At 59.8% G+C, this 18997-nt stretch carries 9 protein-coding genes and 1 pseudogene; 4 read left to right on the top strand and 6 right to left on the bottom strand.

Translation table 11 applies throughout. The annotated features are described in order from the left end of the window. Nucleotides 1-33: 33 nt before the first annotated feature. From mscK to HB680_RS19005, 3 genes are all read right to left on the bottom strand, one after another. Nucleotides 34-3402, bottom strand: coding sequence for a mechanosensitive channel MscK (gene mscK / locus HB680_RS19015; protein WP_213940093.1), 3369 nt, complete (start codon nt 3400-3402; stop codon nt 34-36). Nucleotides 3403-3437: 35 nt separating this feature from the next. After that, entirely contained in the window at nt 3438-5180 is a 1743-nt protein-coding gene (locus HB680_RS19010) for a potassium/proton antiporter (RefSeq protein WP_213940092.1), read from the bottom strand. 1085 nt (nt 5181-6265) lie between these two features. Next, the gene (locus HB680_RS19005; protein WP_213940091.1) at nt 6266-7891 is read right to left on the bottom strand and encodes a methyl-accepting chemotaxis protein; all 1626 of its coding nucleotides are present in this window, start codon (nt 7889-7891) and stop codon (nt 6266-6268) included. Nucleotides 7892-8165: 274 nt separating this feature from the next. Between HB680_RS19005 and HB680_RS19000 the strand changes: the two genes are divergently transcribed. From HB680_RS19000 to HB680_RS18990, 3 genes are all read left to right on the top strand, one after another. After that, the gene (locus HB680_RS19000) at nt 8166-8396 is read left to right on the top strand and encodes a hypothetical protein (RefSeq protein ID WP_054053207.1); all 231 of its coding nucleotides are present in this window, start codon (nt 8166-8168) and stop codon (nt 8394-8396) included. Continuing rightward, nucleotides 8393-8695, top strand: coding sequence for a cell division protein ZapA (locus HB680_RS18995; RefSeq protein ID WP_213940090.1), 303 nt, complete (start codon nt 8393-8395; stop codon nt 8693-8695). Before HB680_RS19000 ends, HB680_RS18995 begins: the two co-directional genes overlap by 4 nt. A 100-nt stretch (nt 8696-8795) precedes the next feature. Next, complete coding sequence (locus HB680_RS18990) at nt 8796-10733, top strand: methyl-accepting chemotaxis protein (RefSeq protein WP_213940089.1); 1938 nt, start codon at nt 8796-8798, stop codon at nt 10731-10733. Nucleotides 10734-10860: 127 nt separating this feature from the next. Here the strand turns inward: HB680_RS18990 and HB680_RS18985 are convergent, their stop codons facing one another. From HB680_RS18985 to putA, 3 genes and pseudogenes are all read right to left on the bottom strand, one after another. Then, nucleotides 10861-12663 (bottom strand): acyl-CoA dehydrogenase, encoded by a 1803-nt coding sequence (locus HB680_RS18985; protein ID WP_213940088.1) that lies wholly within the window; start codon nt 12661-12663, stop codon nt 10861-10863. 107 nt (nt 12664-12770) lie between these two features. Continuing rightward, a pseudogene (locus tag HB680_RS33105) lies at nt 12771-12866 on the bottom strand (metal ABC transporter ATP-binding protein); the annotation flags it as partial. Between the two features lie 42 nt (nt 12867-12908). Further along, nucleotides 12909-16862 (bottom strand): trifunctional transcriptional regulator/proline dehydrogenase/L-glutamate gamma-semialdehyde dehydrogenase, encoded by a 3954-nt coding sequence (gene putA, locus HB680_RS18980; RefSeq protein WP_213940087.1) that lies wholly within the window; start codon nt 16860-16862, stop codon nt 12909-12911. Nucleotides 16863-17326: 464 nt separating this feature from the next. Between putA and putP the strand changes: the two genes are divergently transcribed. Then, nucleotides 17327-18811, top strand: coding sequence for a sodium/proline symporter PutP (gene putP / locus HB680_RS18975; RefSeq protein ID WP_213940086.1), 1485 nt, complete (start codon nt 17327-17329; stop codon nt 18809-18811). Nucleotides 18812-18997 lie beyond the last annotated feature (186 nt).

Raw genomic sequence — 18997 nt, 5'->3', positions numbered from 1 at the left:
GAATGTCCGAGCATTCTGCTAGGGATAAGGCAGTTAGTCGAGTTTGGTCGGAGGCGGCTCCTGCTCCGGGACGTCAGCAGAGACATCGGCCGGGGCTTCCCGGGAGATGATGGTTTTCTTCTCTTCCTCGACCGGCACCAACTTGTATTCCTGGCCGTGCAGGTTCTTCAGGTACACCTCCATCTGCCGGAACGAGATGTTGATGTGCTGCTTCTTGAACTCGTGGTTGATGAAGCGGTTGACCTCATCGAGCACCGGGTTACGGTCGCCGAGGTCGCGCACATGCATGCGCAACTCGTGGTCGAGGGTGCTTTCGCCGAAGTTCAGGAAGTACACGTGGGGCTCGGGTTCCTTGAGCACTCGCGGGTTATCCCGTGCGGCTTGCAGCAGCAGGGATTTGACCAGGTCCAGGTCCGAGCCGTAGTCGACGCCGAGCTTGAGGGTCACCCGGGTGATGGTGTCGGTCAGGGACCAGTTGATCAATTGCCCGGTGATGAACGTCTTGTTCGGGACGATGATGTCCTTGCGGTCGAAGTCGGTAATGGTCGTGGCGCGGATGCGGATCTTGCTCACCGTGCCCGACAGGTTGCCGATGGTGATGGTGTCGCCGATCCGTACCGGGCGTTCGAACAGGATCATGATGCCGGAGATGAAGTTGGCGAAGATTTCCTGCATCCCGAAGCCCAACCCCACCGATAGCGCCGCCACCAGCCATTGCAACTTGTCCCAGCTCACACCGAGGGTGGACAGGGTCGAGACGAAACCGATACCGGCGATCACGTAGGACAGCAGCGTCGTCGTGGCGTAGGCGCTGCCCTGGGCCAGATTCAGCTTCGACAGCACCAACACTTCCAGCAGGCCCGGCAAGTTGCGCGCGAGGGCGAAGGTGATGCCGATGATGATCAATGCGCCGAGCATGTCGCCGATGCTGATCGGCACCATGCTCATGTTGGCGCCGGTGCCGCTGGTGTATTCGTAGAGGGTGACGTTGTCCAGGTACGAGAACACCGAAATCAGGTCCGACCAGACCCAGTACAGCGCCGCGATGAAACCGCCGAGCAGTGCCAGGCGGATCAGGCGCAGGGACTGTTCGTTGACCTTCTCGATGTCCAGCGTCGGCTCTTCGATCACCGCTTCGCCATCGCCGGCCTCTTTCGCCGCTTGGCGTTTGGCCAGGGCCCGTTGATAGGCCAGGCGCCGTGCCGCAACGCTGAGACCGCGCACGAACGTGGCTTCGATCACCAGCCAGAACATCAGCAGGTACAACGTGTTGATCAACCGGTCACTGAGTTTCAGTGCGGTGTAGTAGTAGCCGAAGCACACCGCCACGAACAGCGCGACGGGCAGGACCGTGAACATGATCCCCACGGCTTTGCGGAACAGCGAAGCGCTCTCGTGGGTCGGGCTGCTGATCAGCAAGCGACTGAGCAGCCAGGCCATCAAGGCATAGCAGGTCAGCACCACCGGCATGCCCAGCACATCATCGGCCAGTGCCGCCGGTTGCAATTCAGCCACGGCCACCACGGCCACCAATGCCATCACGACCAATCCGAGACGACGGACCCAGCCTTGCAGGAACTCGACCTGAGGCTTTTCCCAACGGAAATGCAGTTCGGCCACGCCGCCCGGCGCGAGAATCCGGTAAGCGGTGTAGAACACCAGCCAGGCCTGGCCCATCTGGATCAGTGCCGCGCCCATATTGGCGTTCTGCCCGCGGGCGTCGATCTGCAAGGCCAGGCCACACAAGGCCAGACCCAGCGCCACCGGCATCGCCAGCAGAATGTTGATCAGAATCGCCTGGGGTGTGTGCCACTGGCTGTCACGCTTGAAGTGACCGATGTCCTGGTGAACCTTGTTCAGGCGGGCATACAGACTCTTGCGCCGCCACAGCAGGGCGCCGATCAGCAGCACCAGGGGCAGGAACAGCAGCGGCCGCTGGACCAGGCCATCGCTCAATTCGCTCAGGCTTGAAGTCCACGGCAGCGTGGTGACCTGGCGTTGCAGGCGCTCCGGCACGCCGCGCATCCATTCCGGATCCAACGGCTTGTTGCTCGGGATCCAGAACATCTGTTCGTCAAGGGTCGCCCGCAGACTTTGTGCGGTGCTGAGCAATTGCTTCTGGTTGAGCTGCAGGGTGATGGATTCGTTGAGCACCGCGCTCAGTTCGCGGTTCAGTCGCTCCAGCAGGTCGGCGCGGGTGTTGGCCAGTTCCAGCAGGTTTTTGCGCAATTGCGGGGTGACTTGTTCTGGCGGTTGGGTTGCCAGCAGGTTATCGACGTACGTGGCCGGGTTGCTGAGCAGTTCCCGTTGCTGGCTGACTTCAAACTGATACAGGCGAATGTCGGCAATCTGGTCCGCCAGGTCGCGATCAAGTTTGAGGCGCGGCAGGGCCTGTTTCTGTTTATAGAGAATCTTCGATAGCAGCAGGCTGCCCTTGAGCACGTTGATTTGCTCGTCCAGGGCCGAGTCGCTCTGGGTCACGCTGTCCAGTTGCTGTTTGGTCTGCAGGTTCTGCTGGGTGACTTCATTGAGGCGGTCGGTGCTTTTGAGCAGGTAGTCCGAGAGTTTCAGGTTGGCCGCGCTTTCGGTGGCCAGCAAGCTGCTGCTGCCGGACTTCTGCGCTTCGATGGACTGTTGGGTCACCGTCTCTTGGGACTGGGCCAGGCGCTTCTGGTTGATCAGAGTTTGCAGTTCCTGGATTTCCTGATCCTGGCGCGCGACTTTTTCCGATAGCAAATCGTGCTGGCTGTTACCCAGATCCTGCAACTGGCTGTTGCCGGCCAATTCCTGGCGGCGCAGCGGGATCAGCGCGTTCAGCGCCGCGAGTTCGGCATTGAGCTGGTCACGCTGCTCGATGCTCAAGGTCTTGCCGGCGTCTTTGCCGGCCTTGAGGATGTTGTTGATCTGCTGGATGCGCGTCTGGCTGCTGGCGATCTCGGCCTGGGCGCGCTCGGGGCGGGTCTGGGCGGTGATGATCAGGCTGTTGGCCTCGGCCAGGGCTTTTTGCAGCTCGCCTTGCTGGGTGGAGCGCTCGGTCAGCATCTGTTCGAGTTGCTGGATCGACGAATTAGCGTAGCGCTGCTCGATCGGCACCACTTTGCTGGCCTTGAGCCGGGCCAGTTCACGCTGATTCTCGATGTTCTGCTTGGGCGCGGTGGCCAACTGCTGTTTCAGATCGATCAGTTTCTGATCGTAATCGCTCTTGCTGGAGAGCTGGGTCAGCGTGTTCTGCAGGATCGATTGCAGGGCTTTCTGGTCGGCTTCCGGCAGTTTGCGCTCGGCGATCCTGTCCAGGCTTCCCTGCACAGCTTCGCTGGACGGCGGTTCGCCGGCTTGCAGCGTACCAATAGAGAGACTCAGGCCCAGCAGGGCAATGGCAAACAAAGAGCGCAGGGTTGGCATAGAGACCGATCGAACTAGGTGAAAAGAATGGCAGTTTAGAGGAAGAGTCCCGGACCCGGGCGACTTCCTTCGGGGAATCTGACGCCCACTTTGCCAATCTTGTTCCCTTCCATGACCGCAACCGTCCAAATGGTGTTGTTCCACTCCACCTGGTCGCCCACGACTGGCGCACCGCCAACTTTCTGGGCAATGAAGTGGGCCAGGGACATGTCCGGATCGATGCCTTCGACTTTCAACCCGTACAGCGCAGCAACCGCGGCCAGCTGGGCGTCTCCTTCGAGTACGAAGTCGCCGAAGAAACGCAGATCGAGGCCGCGTTGTGGCGCCTGGCTGAAGAGTTTTCCGAGGGCCGTCAGGTTGTGTTCATGGCCGATCACACAGAGCAAATCGTCGACTTCGAGCACCGTACTACCCGACGGATGGAGCAGTTGCTGGCCACGAAACAGGGCCGCGATGCGGGTACCTTCAGGCATTTTGAGCTCGCGAAGCGGGGAACCGATGCACCATTTCTCGGCACCGAGGCGGTAAACGAACAGCTCCCACTCGCTGGTGACGTGGACTTCCAGGGCCGAACGGGAGATCGGCGCGGGCTCCGGCGGAACAGTGACTTTCAACAGCTTGGCGACCCACGGCAGGCTCGTGCCCTGCACCAGCAGCGACACCAGCACGATAAAGAACGCGAGGTTGAAATAGAGCTGGGCGTGCGGCAGGCCGGCCATCAACGGGAACACCGCCAGGATGATCGGTACCGCACCGCGCAGGCCGACCCAGGCAATAAAGGCTTTCTCGCGACCGTGGAACGCCTTGAACGGCAGCAGGCCGACCATCACCGACAGCGGCCGGGCAAACAGAATCATCCACAGCGCCAGACCCAGGGCGGGCAGGGCGATGGGCAGCAAGTCGTGAGGTGTGACCAGCAAGCCCAGCACAAGGAACATGCCGATCTGCGCCAGCCAGGCCATGCCATCGAGCATGTGCAGAATGCCGTGACGGCTGCGCACTGGGCGGTTGCCGATCACCAAGCCACACAGGTAGACGGCGAGGAAGCCACTGCCGTGCAAGGCGTTGGTCAGTGCGAAAATCAGCAGGCCGCCGGCAATCACCAGGATCGGATACAGACCGTTGGCCAGGTTAATGCGGTTGACCAGTTGCAACATGACCCAGCCGCCACCGAGGCCGACGACGCCACCGATACCGAATTCACGCACCAAGTGCCCGAGCAGGCTCCAGTGCAACCCGGTCTGGCCGCTGGCGAGCATGTCGATCAGGGTCACGGTGAGGAACACCGCCATCGGGTCGTTGCTGCCGGATTCGATTTCGAGGCTGGCGGTCACCCGCTCGTTCAGGCCTTTGCCGCCCAGCAGCGAGAACACTGCCGCGGCATCGGTGGAGCCGACGATGGCGCCGATCAGCAGGCCCTGGATGATGTTCAGGTTGAACAGCCACGCCGCTGCCATGCCGGTCAGCCCGGTGGTGATCAACACCCCGACCGTCGCCAGCGACAGCGCCGGCCACAACGCCACGCGAAAACTCGCAACCCGCGTGCGCAAGCCACCGTCGAGCAGGATTACCGCCAACGCGAGGTTGCCGACCAGATAGGCCGTTGGGTAGTTATCGAAAATAATGCCGCCGCCGTCGACGCCGGCCGCCATGCCCACGGCCAGGATAATCACCAGAATCGGGATACCGAGGCGGGACGAAAGGGAACTCACCAGAATGCTCGCACCTACCAGCAACGCGCCGATCAAGAACAGGCTGTTGATGGTCGTCGCATTCAAAGGCAGTACTCCAGAAAGCTGAAAGGCGGGCACAAACTGACCATGCAGTCTGCGTGCCAGCGATTCTAACCTGTTGAAATGTGATGCTGTCAAAAAGGTTTAGAGGGTGGGGGCAGGTTTTGCGTTCGGCATGGGATCGACCCCTCACCCTAACCCTCTCCCCAGAGGGGCGAGGGGACTGACCGAGGTGTTTATTCGAATGATATCGACCTGAAAGATCACATTGAACTCAGGATCGATTTGCGACTTCAAGCCGAGCTCAGATTATGAAAACCATGAATATCTGCTCCCTTCCCCCTCTCCCCAGAGGGGCGAGGGGACTGACCGAGGTGTTTATTCGAATGGCATCGACCTGAAAGATCACATTGAACTCAGGATCGATTGGCGACTTCAAGCCGAACTCAGATTATGAAAACCATGAAGATCTGCTCCCTTTCCCCCTCTCCCCAGAGGGGCGAGGGGACTGACCGAGGTGTTTATTCGAATGATATCGACCTGAAAGATCACATTGAACTCAGGATCGATTGGCGACTTCAAGCCGAACTCAGATTATGAAAACCATGAATATCTGCTCCCTTCCCCCTCTCCCCAGAGGGGCGAGGGGACTGACCGAGGTGCTTATTCGAATGACATCGACCTGAAAGATCACATTGAACTCAGGATCGATTTGCGACTTCAAGCCGAGCTCAGATTATGAAAACCATGAATATCTGCTCCCTTCCCCCGTCTCCCCAGAGGGGCGAGGGGACTGACCGAGGTGTTTATTCGAATGACATCGACCTGAAAGATCACCTTGAACTCAGGATCGATTTGCGACTTCAAGCCGAACTCAGATTATGAAAACCATGAATATCTGCTCCCTTTCCCCCTTTCCCCCTCTCCCCAGAGGGGCGAGGGGACTGACCGAGGTGTGTTTATTCGAATGATATCGACCTGAAAGATCACATTGAACTCAGGATCGATTTGCGACTTCAAGCCGAACTCAGATTATGAAAACCATGAAGATCTGCTCCCTTTCCCCCTCTCCCCCATGGGGAGAGGGCTGGGGTGAGGGGTGGCTCTTGAAGGCTCCCACTCATTTCAGATCAAAGGCTAAACCGCCCAACCATCGTGTTCAGGTCCACCGCCAACCGCGACAGCTCGCTGCTGGCCGCGCTGGTCTGGTTGGCGCCGGTCGCCGATTGCACCGACAGATCCCGGATGTTCACCAGGTTGCGGTCCACTTCGCGAGCCACTTGGGCCTGTTCTTCCGCCGCGCTGGCGATCACCAGGTTGCGTTGGTTGATTTCGACAATCGCACTGTTGATCGTGTCCAGCGACATCCCGGCGCCACGGGCGATGTTCAGCGTCGATTCGGCGCGCTCGGTGCTGTTGCGCATCGAATCCACCGCATGTTCGGTGCCGCTCTGGATGCTGCCGATCATGCGTTCGATTTCGCTAGTGGATTGCTGGGTACGGTGCGCCAAGGCCCGAACCTCATCCGCGACCACCGCAAAACCACGCCCGGCTTCACCGGCACGGGCTGCTTCGATCGCCGCGTTCAGGGCCAGCAGGTTGGTCTGGTCGGCCAGGCCGCGAATCACATCCAGCACCTTGCCGATGTCGCGGGATTCGTTAGCCAGGTCGCCGATCAGCGTCGCGGTGCTCTGCACGTCGGCGCTCATGCGCTCGATGGCGCTGACGGTTTCCTGCACCAAATCGCGGCCGTCACCGGCAGACGTGGTGGCATTCTTCGACGCTTCGGACGTGCTCACCGCGTTGCGCGCGACTTCTTCCACGGCGCTGGTCATTTCGTTGACCGCGGTGGCGGCCTGTTCGATTTCGTTGTTCTGCTGGGTCAGGCCCCGGGCGCTTTCGTCGGTGACGCTGTTCAGCTCTTCAGCGGCGGACGCCAGTTGCGTGGCCGAGCCGGAAATCCGTTGCAGGGTGTCACGCAGTTTATCCTGCATCTTCGACATCGCCAGTAACAGGCGACCGGCTTCATCCTGGCCGTCGACGGTAATCGGACGGGTCAAGTTGCCTTCGGCGATTTCTTCGGCGGCACCCAATGCATTGGCGATGGGCTTGGTGATGCTGTTGGTCAGCAGCCAGGCGAACAGCAGCGTCAGGCCCGTGGCGACGAGCAGCAAGGTGACCACCAGATTGAAGGCCGAGGAATACTGATCCGATGCCTGTTGGTTGGTGTCGAGGGTTTGCTGGGTATTGATGTCCAGCAGACGGTTGAGGATGGTATTCACCGCGTCGGAGTTGGTGACCAGTTCGGTGTTGATCAGTGTGCGCAATTCGTCGATCTGATTGTTGCGCGACAGGGTTTTCATCCGGTCTTCGATCTGACGGTATTGAGCCAGCAACTGCACATACTGGTCATAGGCCGAACGTTCCTGCGGGCTGGCGATCAGTTTCTCGTAGACGGCCTGGGCAGTGCGGATCTGCTGGTTGCGCGACTCCATCAGTTCCGTGGTTTTCTGCTGTGCATCGGCTTCGCGATTCACCAGCAGTCGATAGGACAGCACCCGCAGGCGCAGGGTCAGTTGCGTGAACTCATCGAGGCTCTTGATGCTCGGGACGCTGTTGGAGGTGATCTCCTCGGCGGCGCCGCGAATCTTGCTCATCTGATTCAGCGCGAACACGCCCAGAATCAGCATCATCGCGCCAATCAACGCAAAACCGAGGAAGGCCCGCGGTGCGATATTCATATTTCGAAGGGACATGGTATGTACCGAAAAGACGCATCCATGCGGGGCTGAGACTGCTGTATGCATGACTTATCGGTCATACGACTAAAGTCTTGAGTCCCTGCGCGATTTTGTCGCAGGCAGGCCCCGGCGACGAAGTGCAGGAACCAGATCCGCCAATCACAGTCTTTAAAACTCGCGAGGAACGTCGCCCGTCAGGAAAATCAAGGCCTTGCGTCCCAATAACCCTGGCATCCGTGGTGACTTTTCTTTATCGTACGCGCCCTTTGAAAAAGCCTGGAAAATCAAAATGTTGGAAGCATCCCTGAGTCAATTGGAACAACTGGTCAGCGACCTGGTGCAACAGAACCAGAGCCTGCTCGGCACCAACCAGACCCTGAGCGCCGAACTGGCCCAGGCCAAGGATGAAAACGAAAGCCTGCAATTGAGCCTGATGGAACAGGAAGAGAAACAAGGCGCCACCGCCGCCCGCATCCAGGCCTTGGTTGAGCGCGTCAGCGCCGGCCCTGTCAGCGCATGAATCAGGGCGCCGCAGGGGTAAAAGTCGTCTCGATCCTGGGGGAGGACTATTCGATCAAGGCGCCGGAAGGGGAAGAGCAGACCCTGCTGGACGCCGCATTGATGTTGAAGGCAGCCCTGGCCGACACCAAACGCAAATACCCGACGCTGATCGGCGACCGCTTGTTGGTACTGGCGGCGATGAATCTGTGCTCCCAGCAGATCGAAATGAAAAAGCAGCACCAGCAGGAACTCGACCGTTACCAAGAGCAAGTCAGCGCCACGGTTGAAGTGATTTCCAAGACGATCAATCAGGCCTGATCGGCTTTGTGCACAACCAAAGAATAAATTGTCGTTTTAGTTGTATACAATCGGCACGGCTGTTGCAGTGTTTCAGCCACTTATTCTTTGGGGGTGTTCCATGCAGTTCTGGCGACGCAGTATTCAATGGCAGTTGATCCTGAGTATGGGCACCGCCCTGCTGGTCAGTATTCTGATCGTGGTTGGCGTTTATACCCTGGTGGTCAACCGCCTCGCCCAGAGCTATCTGGTCGAACAAGCGCTGCCGTCGAGCATCGAAGCGATGCGCAACGACATCGAACGCATCCTCGTCCAGCCCCTCACCGCCGCCAAGGACATCGCCAGCAACAGCATGGTGCGCGACTGGTTGGCCGGAGGCGAAAACAGTGCCCAGACCGACACCTTCGTGAAGTACCTGGAAGGCATCCGCGCCGAGCACAAGGCCTTTACCGCGCTGATTGTCGGCACCGCGTCCAACCACTACCTCACGGAAAAAGGCCTGGACCGGACGCTCAGCCGTTCCAATCCCAAGGACGCCTGGTTCTATGCCTTTCTCGACAGCAACCAGCCCCGAACCCTCAATATCGACAATGACACCGCGACCGGAGAATTGGCGCTGTTCATCGACCTCAAGGTCGAGCAGGCCGGTAAAGTCGTGGGCGTTGCCGGGCTCGGCTTGAGCATGAAAGAGCTGTCGGAGCTGATCCACAACTTCAACTTCGGTGAGCGCGGCAAAGTCTATCTCGTGCGCTCCGACGGTTTGATCCAGGTTCACCCCGAGGCGCAATTCAGCGGCAAACGTACGCTTGCTGAGCAGATTGGCGCCCCGGCGGCTCAGGCTGTCATGGGTCAAAAAGTCGCCACCAACAGTGGTTTCGTGCGTGACGGCGAAGATTTCCTGGCCTTGAGCCTGCCGCTGCGCGATTTGGGCTGGACCCTGGTGGCCGAAGTGCCACAGTCGCAGATCTACGCCGAAGCCCGCCGCGCGATGTGGATGAGCAGCGGCATCGGCCTCGCGGTAGCGCTGGTGTGCCTGTTGCTGGTGGTGCTGCTGGCCCGTGGAATGGTTCGACCGATCCGTCAGGTAACAGCCGCACTGGTAGCCATCGGTAGCGGTGGTGGAGATTTGACCCACCGGTTAGATTCCAGCCGCGCCGACGAACTCGGTGACTTGGCGCGGGGCTTTAATCGGTTCCTCGAAAGTCAGCGCGACATGATCGGTGAAGTGCTGACCACCAGCGAGCGTCTGCGCACCGCCGTCGGCCAAGTGGCGAAGGTGGTGGAGAACACCGCCGAACGCTCCGGGCGTCAGCAGGAAATGACCGACATGGTCGCCACCGCCGTTCACGAAATGGGCCTGACCGTGCAGGAAATTGCCCAGAACGCTGGCAACGCCGCCGTCGCCTCGCAAACTGCTCGCGATGAAGCGCTGCAGGCCCGGGAAGTGGTTGGCGGGTCGATCCGGCATATAGAAAGCATGTCCGATGAAATCGGCGTCGCTGCCACGGCGGTGGGGGAGTTGGCCCATCAAGTGGCGTCCATCGATCAAGTGCTGGCGGTGATTCGCGGGATTTCCGAACAGACCAATTTGCTGGCGCTGAATGCCGCGATTGAAGCGGCGCGAGCCGGGGATATGGGGCGTGGCTTTGCGGTGGTGGCGGACGAAGTACGGACTTTGGCGCGGCGCACGCAATCGTCCACTGACGAGATTCAACAAATGATCGGCAGCCTCAAGCAGGGGGCGGAGAATGCCGTGTCCTCGATGCATTCCGGGCAAGCGGCGACCGGCACTGGCGTTGAGTCAAGCCAGCGCACCGGGACGTCGTTGACGGCGATTACCGGGCAGATCGAGCGCATCAGCGACATGAACCATCAGGTGGCAACGGCGACGGAAGAGCAGTCGGCGGTGACCGAAGAGATCAACCGCAATGTGCAGGGGATTTCCGATCTGGCCCGGGCGACGGCGGGAGAAGTCAGGGCTTGTCGTGAGGATTGCCAGATGTTGCAGCGCTTGGCGGATGACTTGGCGCGGCAGATGGGTGGGTTCAAGCTCAGCTGAAAGATCAAAAGATCGCAGTCTCGTTTCACTCGGCAGCTCCTACAAAGGATTCGCGTAAACCTGTAGGAGCTGTCGAGTGAAACGAGGCTGCGATCTTTTTGTGGCCATTACCCCAATCTACGATCGATCAAAACCACTCATCCCGCATTCCAAGGCACACATCATCCCGAGCCTCAAGAATCGCCAGCTCATGGTGGCAACCCGGCACTTCCCACGTCAGGAAATACCGCGCCGCCTGGAGCTTGCCTTTATAGAAGGCAATATCCGCCGCATTCCCTTTGGCCAATCCTTCCTCGGCCCGAATCGCTTGTTCCAGCCAGCGCCAGCCAATCACCGTGTGCCCGAACACTTTAAGGTACAGCGCCGAGTTCGCCAGGCTGCTGTTGACCTTGCCCTGGCCCAGATCCGTCAGCAGGCCAATGGTCACCGTTTGCAGGCGCGCCACCAGTTTCTCCAATGGCTCACGCAGCAGGGTCAGCGAGTCGTAAGCTTGGGCGCGCTCGGCGGTGTTGGCGATCAGCCGAATCAGTTGCTTGAGCCCTGCGCCGCCGTTCTGCGCCAGTTTGCGGCCGAGCAAGTCCAGCGACTGGATGCCGTGGGTGCCTTCGTGGATCGGGTTCAAACGGTTGTCGCGGTAATACTGCTCCACCGGATACTCGCGGGTGTAGCCGTGGCCGCCGAGAATCTGGATCGCCAGTTCGTTGGCCTTCAGGCAGAACTCAGATGGCCAGGATTTGACGATTGGCGTGAGCAAATCCAGCAACTCATGGGCCTGCTTGCGCGCGTCTTCGGTCTCAAGGGTCGTGGTGTCGTCGAACAACCGCGCCGCGTACAGCCCGAGATCGAACGAACCTTCGACGTAGGCCTTTTGCGTCAACAGCATGCGCTTGACGTCCGCGTGCTGAATGATCGCCACCGGCGCGGTATTCGGGTCCTTGCTGTCCGGCACGCGACCCTGCGGCCGCTCGCGGGCGTACTCCAGGGAGTACAGATACCCGGCGTAACCGAGCATCACCGCACCCATGCCGACGCCAATCCGCGCCTCGTTCATCATCTGGAACATGTAGCTCAAACCGTGGTGCGGCTTGCCCACCAGATAGCCGACACACTCGCCGTTATCGCCGAAATTCAGCGCGGTGGAAGTGGTGCCACGCCAGCCCATCTTGTGGAACAACCCCGCCAGCAGCACGTCGTTGCGCTGGCCAAGACTGCCGTCATCGTTGACCAGGAACTTGGGCACGATAAACAGCGAAATACCCTTCACCCCGGCCGGTGCGTCCGGCAACTTGGCCAGCACCATGTGCACGATGTTTTCCGACAGCGGATGGTCGCCACCGGAGATGAAAATCTTGTTGCCCTTGAGTCGATACGTGCCGTCAGACGCCGGCTCGGCGCGTGTACGAATATCCGACAGCGACGACCCGGCATGGGGTTCGGTCAGCGCCATGGTGCCGAAGAAGCGGCCATCGATCATCGGTTGCAGGAAGCGTTGCTTCTGCTCTTCGGTGCCGAAGCTTTCGATCAGGTTGGCCGCGCCCATGGTCAGGAACGGATACGAGGTCGACGCTGCGTTGGCCGATTGGAAATGCGCGAAACAGGCTTGGGACAACAATGTAGGCAGTTGCATGCCGCCGGCGTCGAAACTTCGCGCGGCGTTGAGGAAACCGGCTTCGAGGAACGCATCCACCGCCGGTTTTACCTCAGGTATCAGAATCGCCTGACCGTTCTCATAACGCGGCTCGTTCTCGTCGCCCTTGCGGTTGTGCGGCGCAAAGAATTTCTCGGCAATGTTACGGGCGGTACCGATGGCAGCGTCGAACGTCTCGCGATTGTGCTCGGCGAACCGCTCACGCTGGGTCAGGCCCTCGGCATCAAGGACTTCGTACAGCTCGAAAGCCAGATTGCGGGAACTGAGCAACGTCTCGGACATGTCGGCCTACCTTTTTTTGGAATGGACCGAGTCTAGGCGTGGGAATAAAGGCTGAACAGGATGATTGATGAGCGTGATGGTGTGGTGCGGGCACCGCTAATCAAATGTGGGAGCGGGCTTGCTCGCGAATGCGGTGTGTCAGTCAATGTTGATGTCGACTGACACGACGCCTTCGCGAGCAAGCCCGCTCCCACAAGGGGTATTGCATCCTGGCGTCCATTGCGGACGCCTGGATTTGACGCGGTTTAGCCGATGGTCATCAGACTGGCATTACCACCCGCCGCAGCGGTGTTAACACTCAACGCCCGTTCAATCACCAGGCGCTCCAGCGCAATGTTGGTCTCGCCCTGGGACAACCCATGAACCCCGACAATCGCCCCGGCCCGCTTGGCCACTTGCTGGCAAACGGCACGCAACTGATCGGAATGGCCATGATGCAGGACCGCATCAAACATCACTTCGTCCTTGTTCCAGTCGGAAACCAGTTTGATCTTCGCCTGAATGTCCTTCGGCAAGCGTGCGAACAATGCCTTGGTCACGTCAGCTTCCGGCCATACCGCCGATCCACCCACGGCCAATACGGCTGCCAGTTGCGTCAGCAAATCGCCTTCGACTTCCGCCAGGCACAACACGTGTTCGCGCGGCAGGATCGCATAGCTATTACGCTCGCCGGTCGGGCCGGCCAGCACGCGGGTAATCCCGCTTTGCGATTGCGCGGCGAACTGTACGCACAGGGCGCTCAGGTCAGCCAACTTGTTGCTGTCAGCCCAGGCTTGCAGCGCGGTCAGCGGCTTGCTCATGGCATCGCGCAAACGCACATCCGGCGCAGCGATCGCATCACCGCGAGCGAAGGATTGTTCGATTGCATCCGTAGGACGCGTCGACAGCAAACGGTACAGGTACAACGGACCACCGGCCTTCGGACCCGTGCCCGACAGACCTTCGCCACCGAACGGCTGCACGCCAACCACAGCGCCAACAATGTTGCGGTTCACGTAGACGTTACCGGCATTGACGTTGTCGATCACCTTGGCGATGGTCTCGTCGATGCGGGTGTGCACGCCCAGGGTCAGGCCATAGCCGGACGCGTTGATCTGGCCGATCAGTTGGTCGATGTCTTTGCGCTTGTAGCGAACCACGTGCAGCACCGGGCCGAAGATCTCCCGTTGCAGTTCATCGAAGCTTTCCAGTTCGATCAGGGTTGGCATCACGAAGGTGCCGCGTTTGACTTCTTCCGCGTCGGCGATGGCCACCTGGTACACGTTGCGACCTTTGTCGCGCATGGCCTGGATGTGTTTCTCGATGCCAGTCTTGGCCTCGGCGTCGATCACCGGGCCGATGTCCACGGACAGGCGTTCCGGGTTGCCGAGACGGCATTCCGCCATGGCACCCTTGAGCATTTCGATGACACGGTCGGCGGAATCTTCCTGCAAGCACAGCACGCGCAGTGCCGAGCAACGCTGACCGGCGCTGTCGAAAGCCGAGGAAACTACATCGATCACAACTTGTTCGGTCAATGCCGAGGAGTCGACGATCATCGCGTTCTGGCCGCCGGTCTCGGCGATCAGCGGAATCGGACGACCTTGCGCATCCAGGCGACCTGCGACATTGCGTTGCAGCAAACGCGCAACTTCGGTCGAACCGGTGAACATCACGCCTTTGACCCGATCGTCACCGACCAGACGGGCGCCAACGGTTTCGCCACGGCCCGGCAGCAGTTGCAGCACGCCTTCCGGAATCCCGGCTTCGAGCAGCAAACGCACGGCTTGAGCGGCCACCAGCGGGGTTTGTTCCGCAGGCTTGGCCAGCACCGGGTTACCAGCGGCCAGTGCCGCAGCGACTTGGCCACTGAAGATCGCCAGCGGGAAGTTCCAAGGGCTGATGCACACCACCGGGCCCAATGGGCGGTGGGCGTCGTTGGTGAAATCGTTGCGCGCCTGCACTGCGTAATAACGCAGGAAATCCACGGCTTCACGGACTTCGGCGATGGCGTTGGCGAAAGTCTTGCCGGCTTCGCGAGCCAGCAGGCCCATCAGCGGCTGGATTTCGCCTTCCATCAAATCGGCGGCACGTTCCAGGATCGCGGCGCGCTCGGCGGGCGGGGTGGCCTGCCAGATTGGCCCGGCGTTCAGGGCGCACTGGATTGCGTTGTCGACGTCTTCGACGGTCGCTTCCTGGACATGACCGACCACGTCACGCAGATCGGACGGGTTCAGCACCGGCGCCGGGGTTTCAGTGCTGGAAGCGCAACCGAGCATCGGCGCGGCTTTCCAGTGGTTGTGAGCGGTGGCCAGCAAGGCGCAGGACAGCGACGCCAGACGATGTTCGTTGGCCATGTCGATGCCGCTGGAGTTGGCGCGCTCGGCACCATAAAGATCGCGAGGCAGCGGGATACGCGGGTGCGGCAGGCCGAAACCGCCTTCCGTCGTCGCCATGCGCTCGATGCTGGCCACCGGATCGGCCACCAGCGCCTGGATCGAGATCGACTGATCGGCAATCTGGTTAACGAACGAAGTGTTCGCACCGTTTTCCAGCAGACGACGCACCAGGTATGCCAACAGTGTTTCGTGAGTCCCGACCGGTGCGTACACGCGGCACGGACGATTCAATTTGCCATCGGAAACTTTGCCTACAACCTGTTCGTACAGCGGTTCACCCATGCCGTGGAGGCACTGGAACTCGTACTGACCGGGGTAATAGTTCTGACCGGCGATGTGGTAAATGGCCGACAGGGTGTGGGCGTTGTGCGTCGCGAATTGCGGGTAGATAACTTCCGGCACCGACAGCAGTTTTCTAGCACACGCGATGTAGGAAACGTCGGTGTACACCTTGCGGGTGTAGACCGGATAGCCTTCCAGACCTTCGACCTGGGCGCGTTTGATTTCGCTGTCCCAGTACGCGCCTTTCACCAGGCGGATCATCAGGCGATGACGGCTGCGGCGCGCCAGGTCGATCACGTAGTCGATCACGTACGGGCAACGCTTTTGATAAGCCTGGATCACGAAACCGATGCCGTTCCAGCCGGTCAGTTGCGGCTCGAAGCACAAGCGTTCGAGCAGATCCAGCGACAGCTCGAGGCGGTCGGCTTCTTCGGCGTCGATGTTCAGGCCGATGTCGTACTGCTTGGCCAGCAAGGTCAGCGACAACAGGCGCGGGTACAACTCGTCCATCACACGCTCGTACTGCGCGCGGCTGTAACGCGGGTGCAGTGCCGAGAGCTTGATGGAAATGCCCGGGCCTTCATAAATCCCACGACCGTGGGAGGCTTTGCCGATCGAGTGGATGGCTTGCTCGTACGAGGCCAGGTACTTCTGTGCATCGTGCTCAGTGAGTGCCGCTTCACCGAGCATGTCGTAGGAATAACGGAAGCCCTTGGATTCGAACTTGCTCGCATTGGCCAAGGCTTCGGCGATGGTTTCGCCGGTGACGAACTGCTCGCCCATCAGGCGCATGGCCATGTCGACGCCCTTGCGGATCATCGGCTCGCCGCTCTTGCCGATGATGCGGCTCAGGGACGACGTCAGGCCGGTTTCGTTGTGGGTCGCGACCAGTTTGCCGGTCAGCAACAAGCCCCAGGTTGCGGCGTTGACGAACAGTGATGGGCTGTTGCCCAAGTGCGGATGCCAGTTGCCGGTGCTGATCTTGTCGCGGATCAGCGCGTCACGGGTGCCTTTGTCCGGGATGCGCAACAGCGCTTCGGCCAGGCACATCAGGGCTACGCCTTCCTGGGACGACAGGGAAAACTCCTGCAACAGGCCCTGAACAATCCCGGCACGGCCACCGGCGCTTTTCTGATTACGCAGTTTGTCGGCAATCGACGACGCGAGCTTGTTGGTGGCTTCGGCCATCGCCGCAGGCAAGCGCGCCTGTTCGATCAGCATCGGCACCACTTCCGGCTCAGGCCGACGGTAAGCCGAGGTGATCGAGGCGCGCAGGACCGATTGCGGCAGGATGCTTTCGGCGAACTCCAGGAAGCACTGGTGTGCAGGGTCGGCATGGACCTCGCCAGCGTCGTCGGCGTCTTTGCCGGTCAAACCGCTCAGCTCGGTCAGGGTTGCACCACCCTCGAGTTTTTCCAGGTAATTGAAAATTGCCTGCTTGATCAGCCAGTGCGGCGTGCGATCAATCGAGGTTGCGGCGGCCTTGAGGCGCTCGCGGGTCGGGTCGTCAAGTTTGACCCCAAGGGTGGTGGTAGCCATATTTTTATCCTCATGTTTGCCACGACCGCGTGGCATCAGCTGGCCGCAAGATTAGCTGTGCGCTGACGGAGGTGCAACCGGGTGCAACCCTTTTTTTGTCGGAATAATAAGCAGCTCGTCAGGAATTAAATTCCGGTACGAACGTACCGCTCTTGCTTGGTGCTTTTACTTCTAGCAAACGGCCCGGACTGCCCTAAAAGGAAGCAAAAACACGGCTTTTTTACGATTATCCGACTAGGTGCAACTAATTCTCAAGAAATGGGTTGCACCTTATTTGGATTGTTGAATAGGATTCGCGCCCAAGGTGCAACCGGTCAAAAAAGACAGGTGTGCCGGCTGATGGCTTTCCTGGGGAAACATCAGTCATAAATGCGCGGGGCTGGAAATCGTCTGAACAAATGTTGTCGTTTGTCGGCGTTTCACACTTTGCCGCTACATAAAAACAAAGCCAGGGCATCACTCGAATGAGCGTAAGTAATCCAACCCTGATCACGTTCGTGATCTACATCGCAGCAATGGTGCTGATCGGCTTCATGGCCTATCGCTCCACCAACAACCTTTCCGATTACATCCTCGGCGGTCGCAGCCTGGGTAGCGTGGTGACGGCATTGTCCGCCGGCGCTTCCGACATGAGCGGCTGGTTGTTGATGGGCTTGCCTGGCGCGATCTACATGTCCGGCCTTTCCGAAAGCTGGATCGCCATTGGCCTGATCATCGGTGCCTACCTGAACTGGCTGTTCGTGGCCGGCCGCCTGCGTGTACAAACCGAGCACAACGGCGATGCGTTGACCCTGCCGGACTACTTCTCCAGCCGTTTCGAAGACAAAAGCGGTCTGCTGCGGATCATCTCTGCGGTCGTGATTCTGGTGTTCTTCACCATTTACTGCGCTTCCGGCATCGTGGCCGGTGCCCGTCTGTTCGAAAGCACCTTCGGCATGTCGTACGAAACGGCGCTGTGGGCCGGCGCTGCGGCGACGATTGCCTACACCTTCGTCGGTGGTTTCCTGGCGGTGAGCTGGACTGACACCGTACAAGCAACCCTGATGATCTTCGCCCTGCTGCTGACGCCGATCATCGTGCTATTGGCCACCGGTGGCATCGACACCACGTTCCTGGCCATCGAAGCGCAAGATCCAAGCAACTTCGACATGCTGAAAAACACCACCTTCATCGGCATCATCTCGCTGATGGGCTGGGGCCTGGGTTACTTCGGTCAGCCGCACATCCTGGCGCGTTTCATGGCGGCGGATTCGGTCAAGTCGATTGCCAACGCCCGTCGCATCTCCATGACCTGGATGATCCTGTGCCTGGGCGGCACCGTCGCTGTAGGCTTTTTCGGTATCGCCTACTTCTCGGCCAACCCTGACCTGGCCGCGCCTGTGACCGAAAACCACGAGCGCGTGTTTATCGAACTGGCGAAAATCCTCTTCAATCCATGGATTGCCGGTGTGTTGCTGTCGGCGATTCTGGCGGCGGTGATGAGCACCCTGAGCTGTCAACTGCTGGTGTGTTCCAGCGCCCTGACCGAAGACTTCTATAAAACCTTCCTGCGTAAAAGCGCTTCCCAGGTCGAGCTGGTCTGGGTTGGCCGCGCCATGGTGTTGCTGGTGGCCCTGATCGCCATCGCGTTGGCCGCTAACCCGGAAAACCGTGTATTGGGCCTGGTCAGCTACGCCTGGGCTGGTTTCGGTGCAGCGTTCGGTCCAGTTGTGCTGATCTCGGTGATCTGGAAAGACATGACCCGTAACGGCGCACTGGCCGGCATCCTGGTGGGGGCAATCACCGTGATCGTGTGGAAGCACTTCGAGCTGCTGGGTCTGTACGAAATTATCCCGGGCTTCATCTTCGCCAGCCTGGCGATCTACATCGTCAGCAAACTGGGTACGCCGACCAAAGGCATGCTGGTGCGCTTTGCTGCGGCCGAAGCGGATTTCCGTTTGAACAAGTGATGGGGAAGAGCTGAGCTCTGATACTTCGCTGACATGAAAACGGCCCGTCTCCTGTAGGAGGCGGGCCGTTTTTTTGGCTTGCTGCAGGCCCGAGGTGTTGAAGATCCCTTGTGGGAGCGGGCTTGCTCGCGAAGGTGTCGGGTCAACTTGCATCCATGTTGAATGTTAATCCGCGTTCGCGAGCAC

Origin of the sequence: Pseudomonas sp. dw_612, assembly GCF_018449725.1 — a bacterium.
Classification (GTDB): Bacteria; Pseudomonadota; Gammaproteobacteria; order Pseudomonadales; family Pseudomonadaceae; genus Aquipseudomonas.
Note: the sequence above shows the minus strand (reverse complement) of the source record. Positions and strands in the feature narration are given on the sequence as shown.

Bases quoted from the DNA above. Each gene is read 5' to 3' on its own strand.
- mscK (WP_213940093.1), bottom strand. From the start codon at position 3,402: ATGCCAACCCTGCGCTCTTTGTTTGCCATTGCCCTGCTGGGCCTGAGT.
- HB680_RS19005 (WP_213940091.1), bottom strand. From the start codon at position 7,891: ATGTCCCTTCGAAATATGAATATCGCACCGCGGGCCTTCCTCGGTTTT.
- HB680_RS19000 (WP_054053207.1), top strand. From the start codon at position 8,166: ATGTTGGAAGCATCCCTGAGTCAATTGGAACAACTGGTCAGCGACCTG.
- HB680_RS18995 (WP_213940090.1), top strand. From the start codon at position 8,393: ATGAATCAGGGCGCCGCAGGGGTAAAAGTCGTCTCGATCCTGGGGGAG.
- HB680_RS18990 (WP_213940089.1), top strand. From the start codon at position 8,796: ATGCAGTTCTGGCGACGCAGTATTCAATGGCAGTTGATCCTGAGTATG.
- HB680_RS18985 (WP_213940088.1), bottom strand. From the start codon at position 12,663: ATGTCCGAGACGTTGCTCAGTTCCCGCAATCTGGCTTTCGAGCTGTAC.
- putA (WP_213940087.1), bottom strand. From the start codon at position 16,862: ATGGCTACCACCACCCTTGGGGTCAAACTTGACGACCCGACCCGCGAG.
- putP (WP_213940086.1), top strand. From the start codon at position 17,327: ATGAGCGTAAGTAATCCAACCCTGATCACGTTCGTGATCTACATCGCA.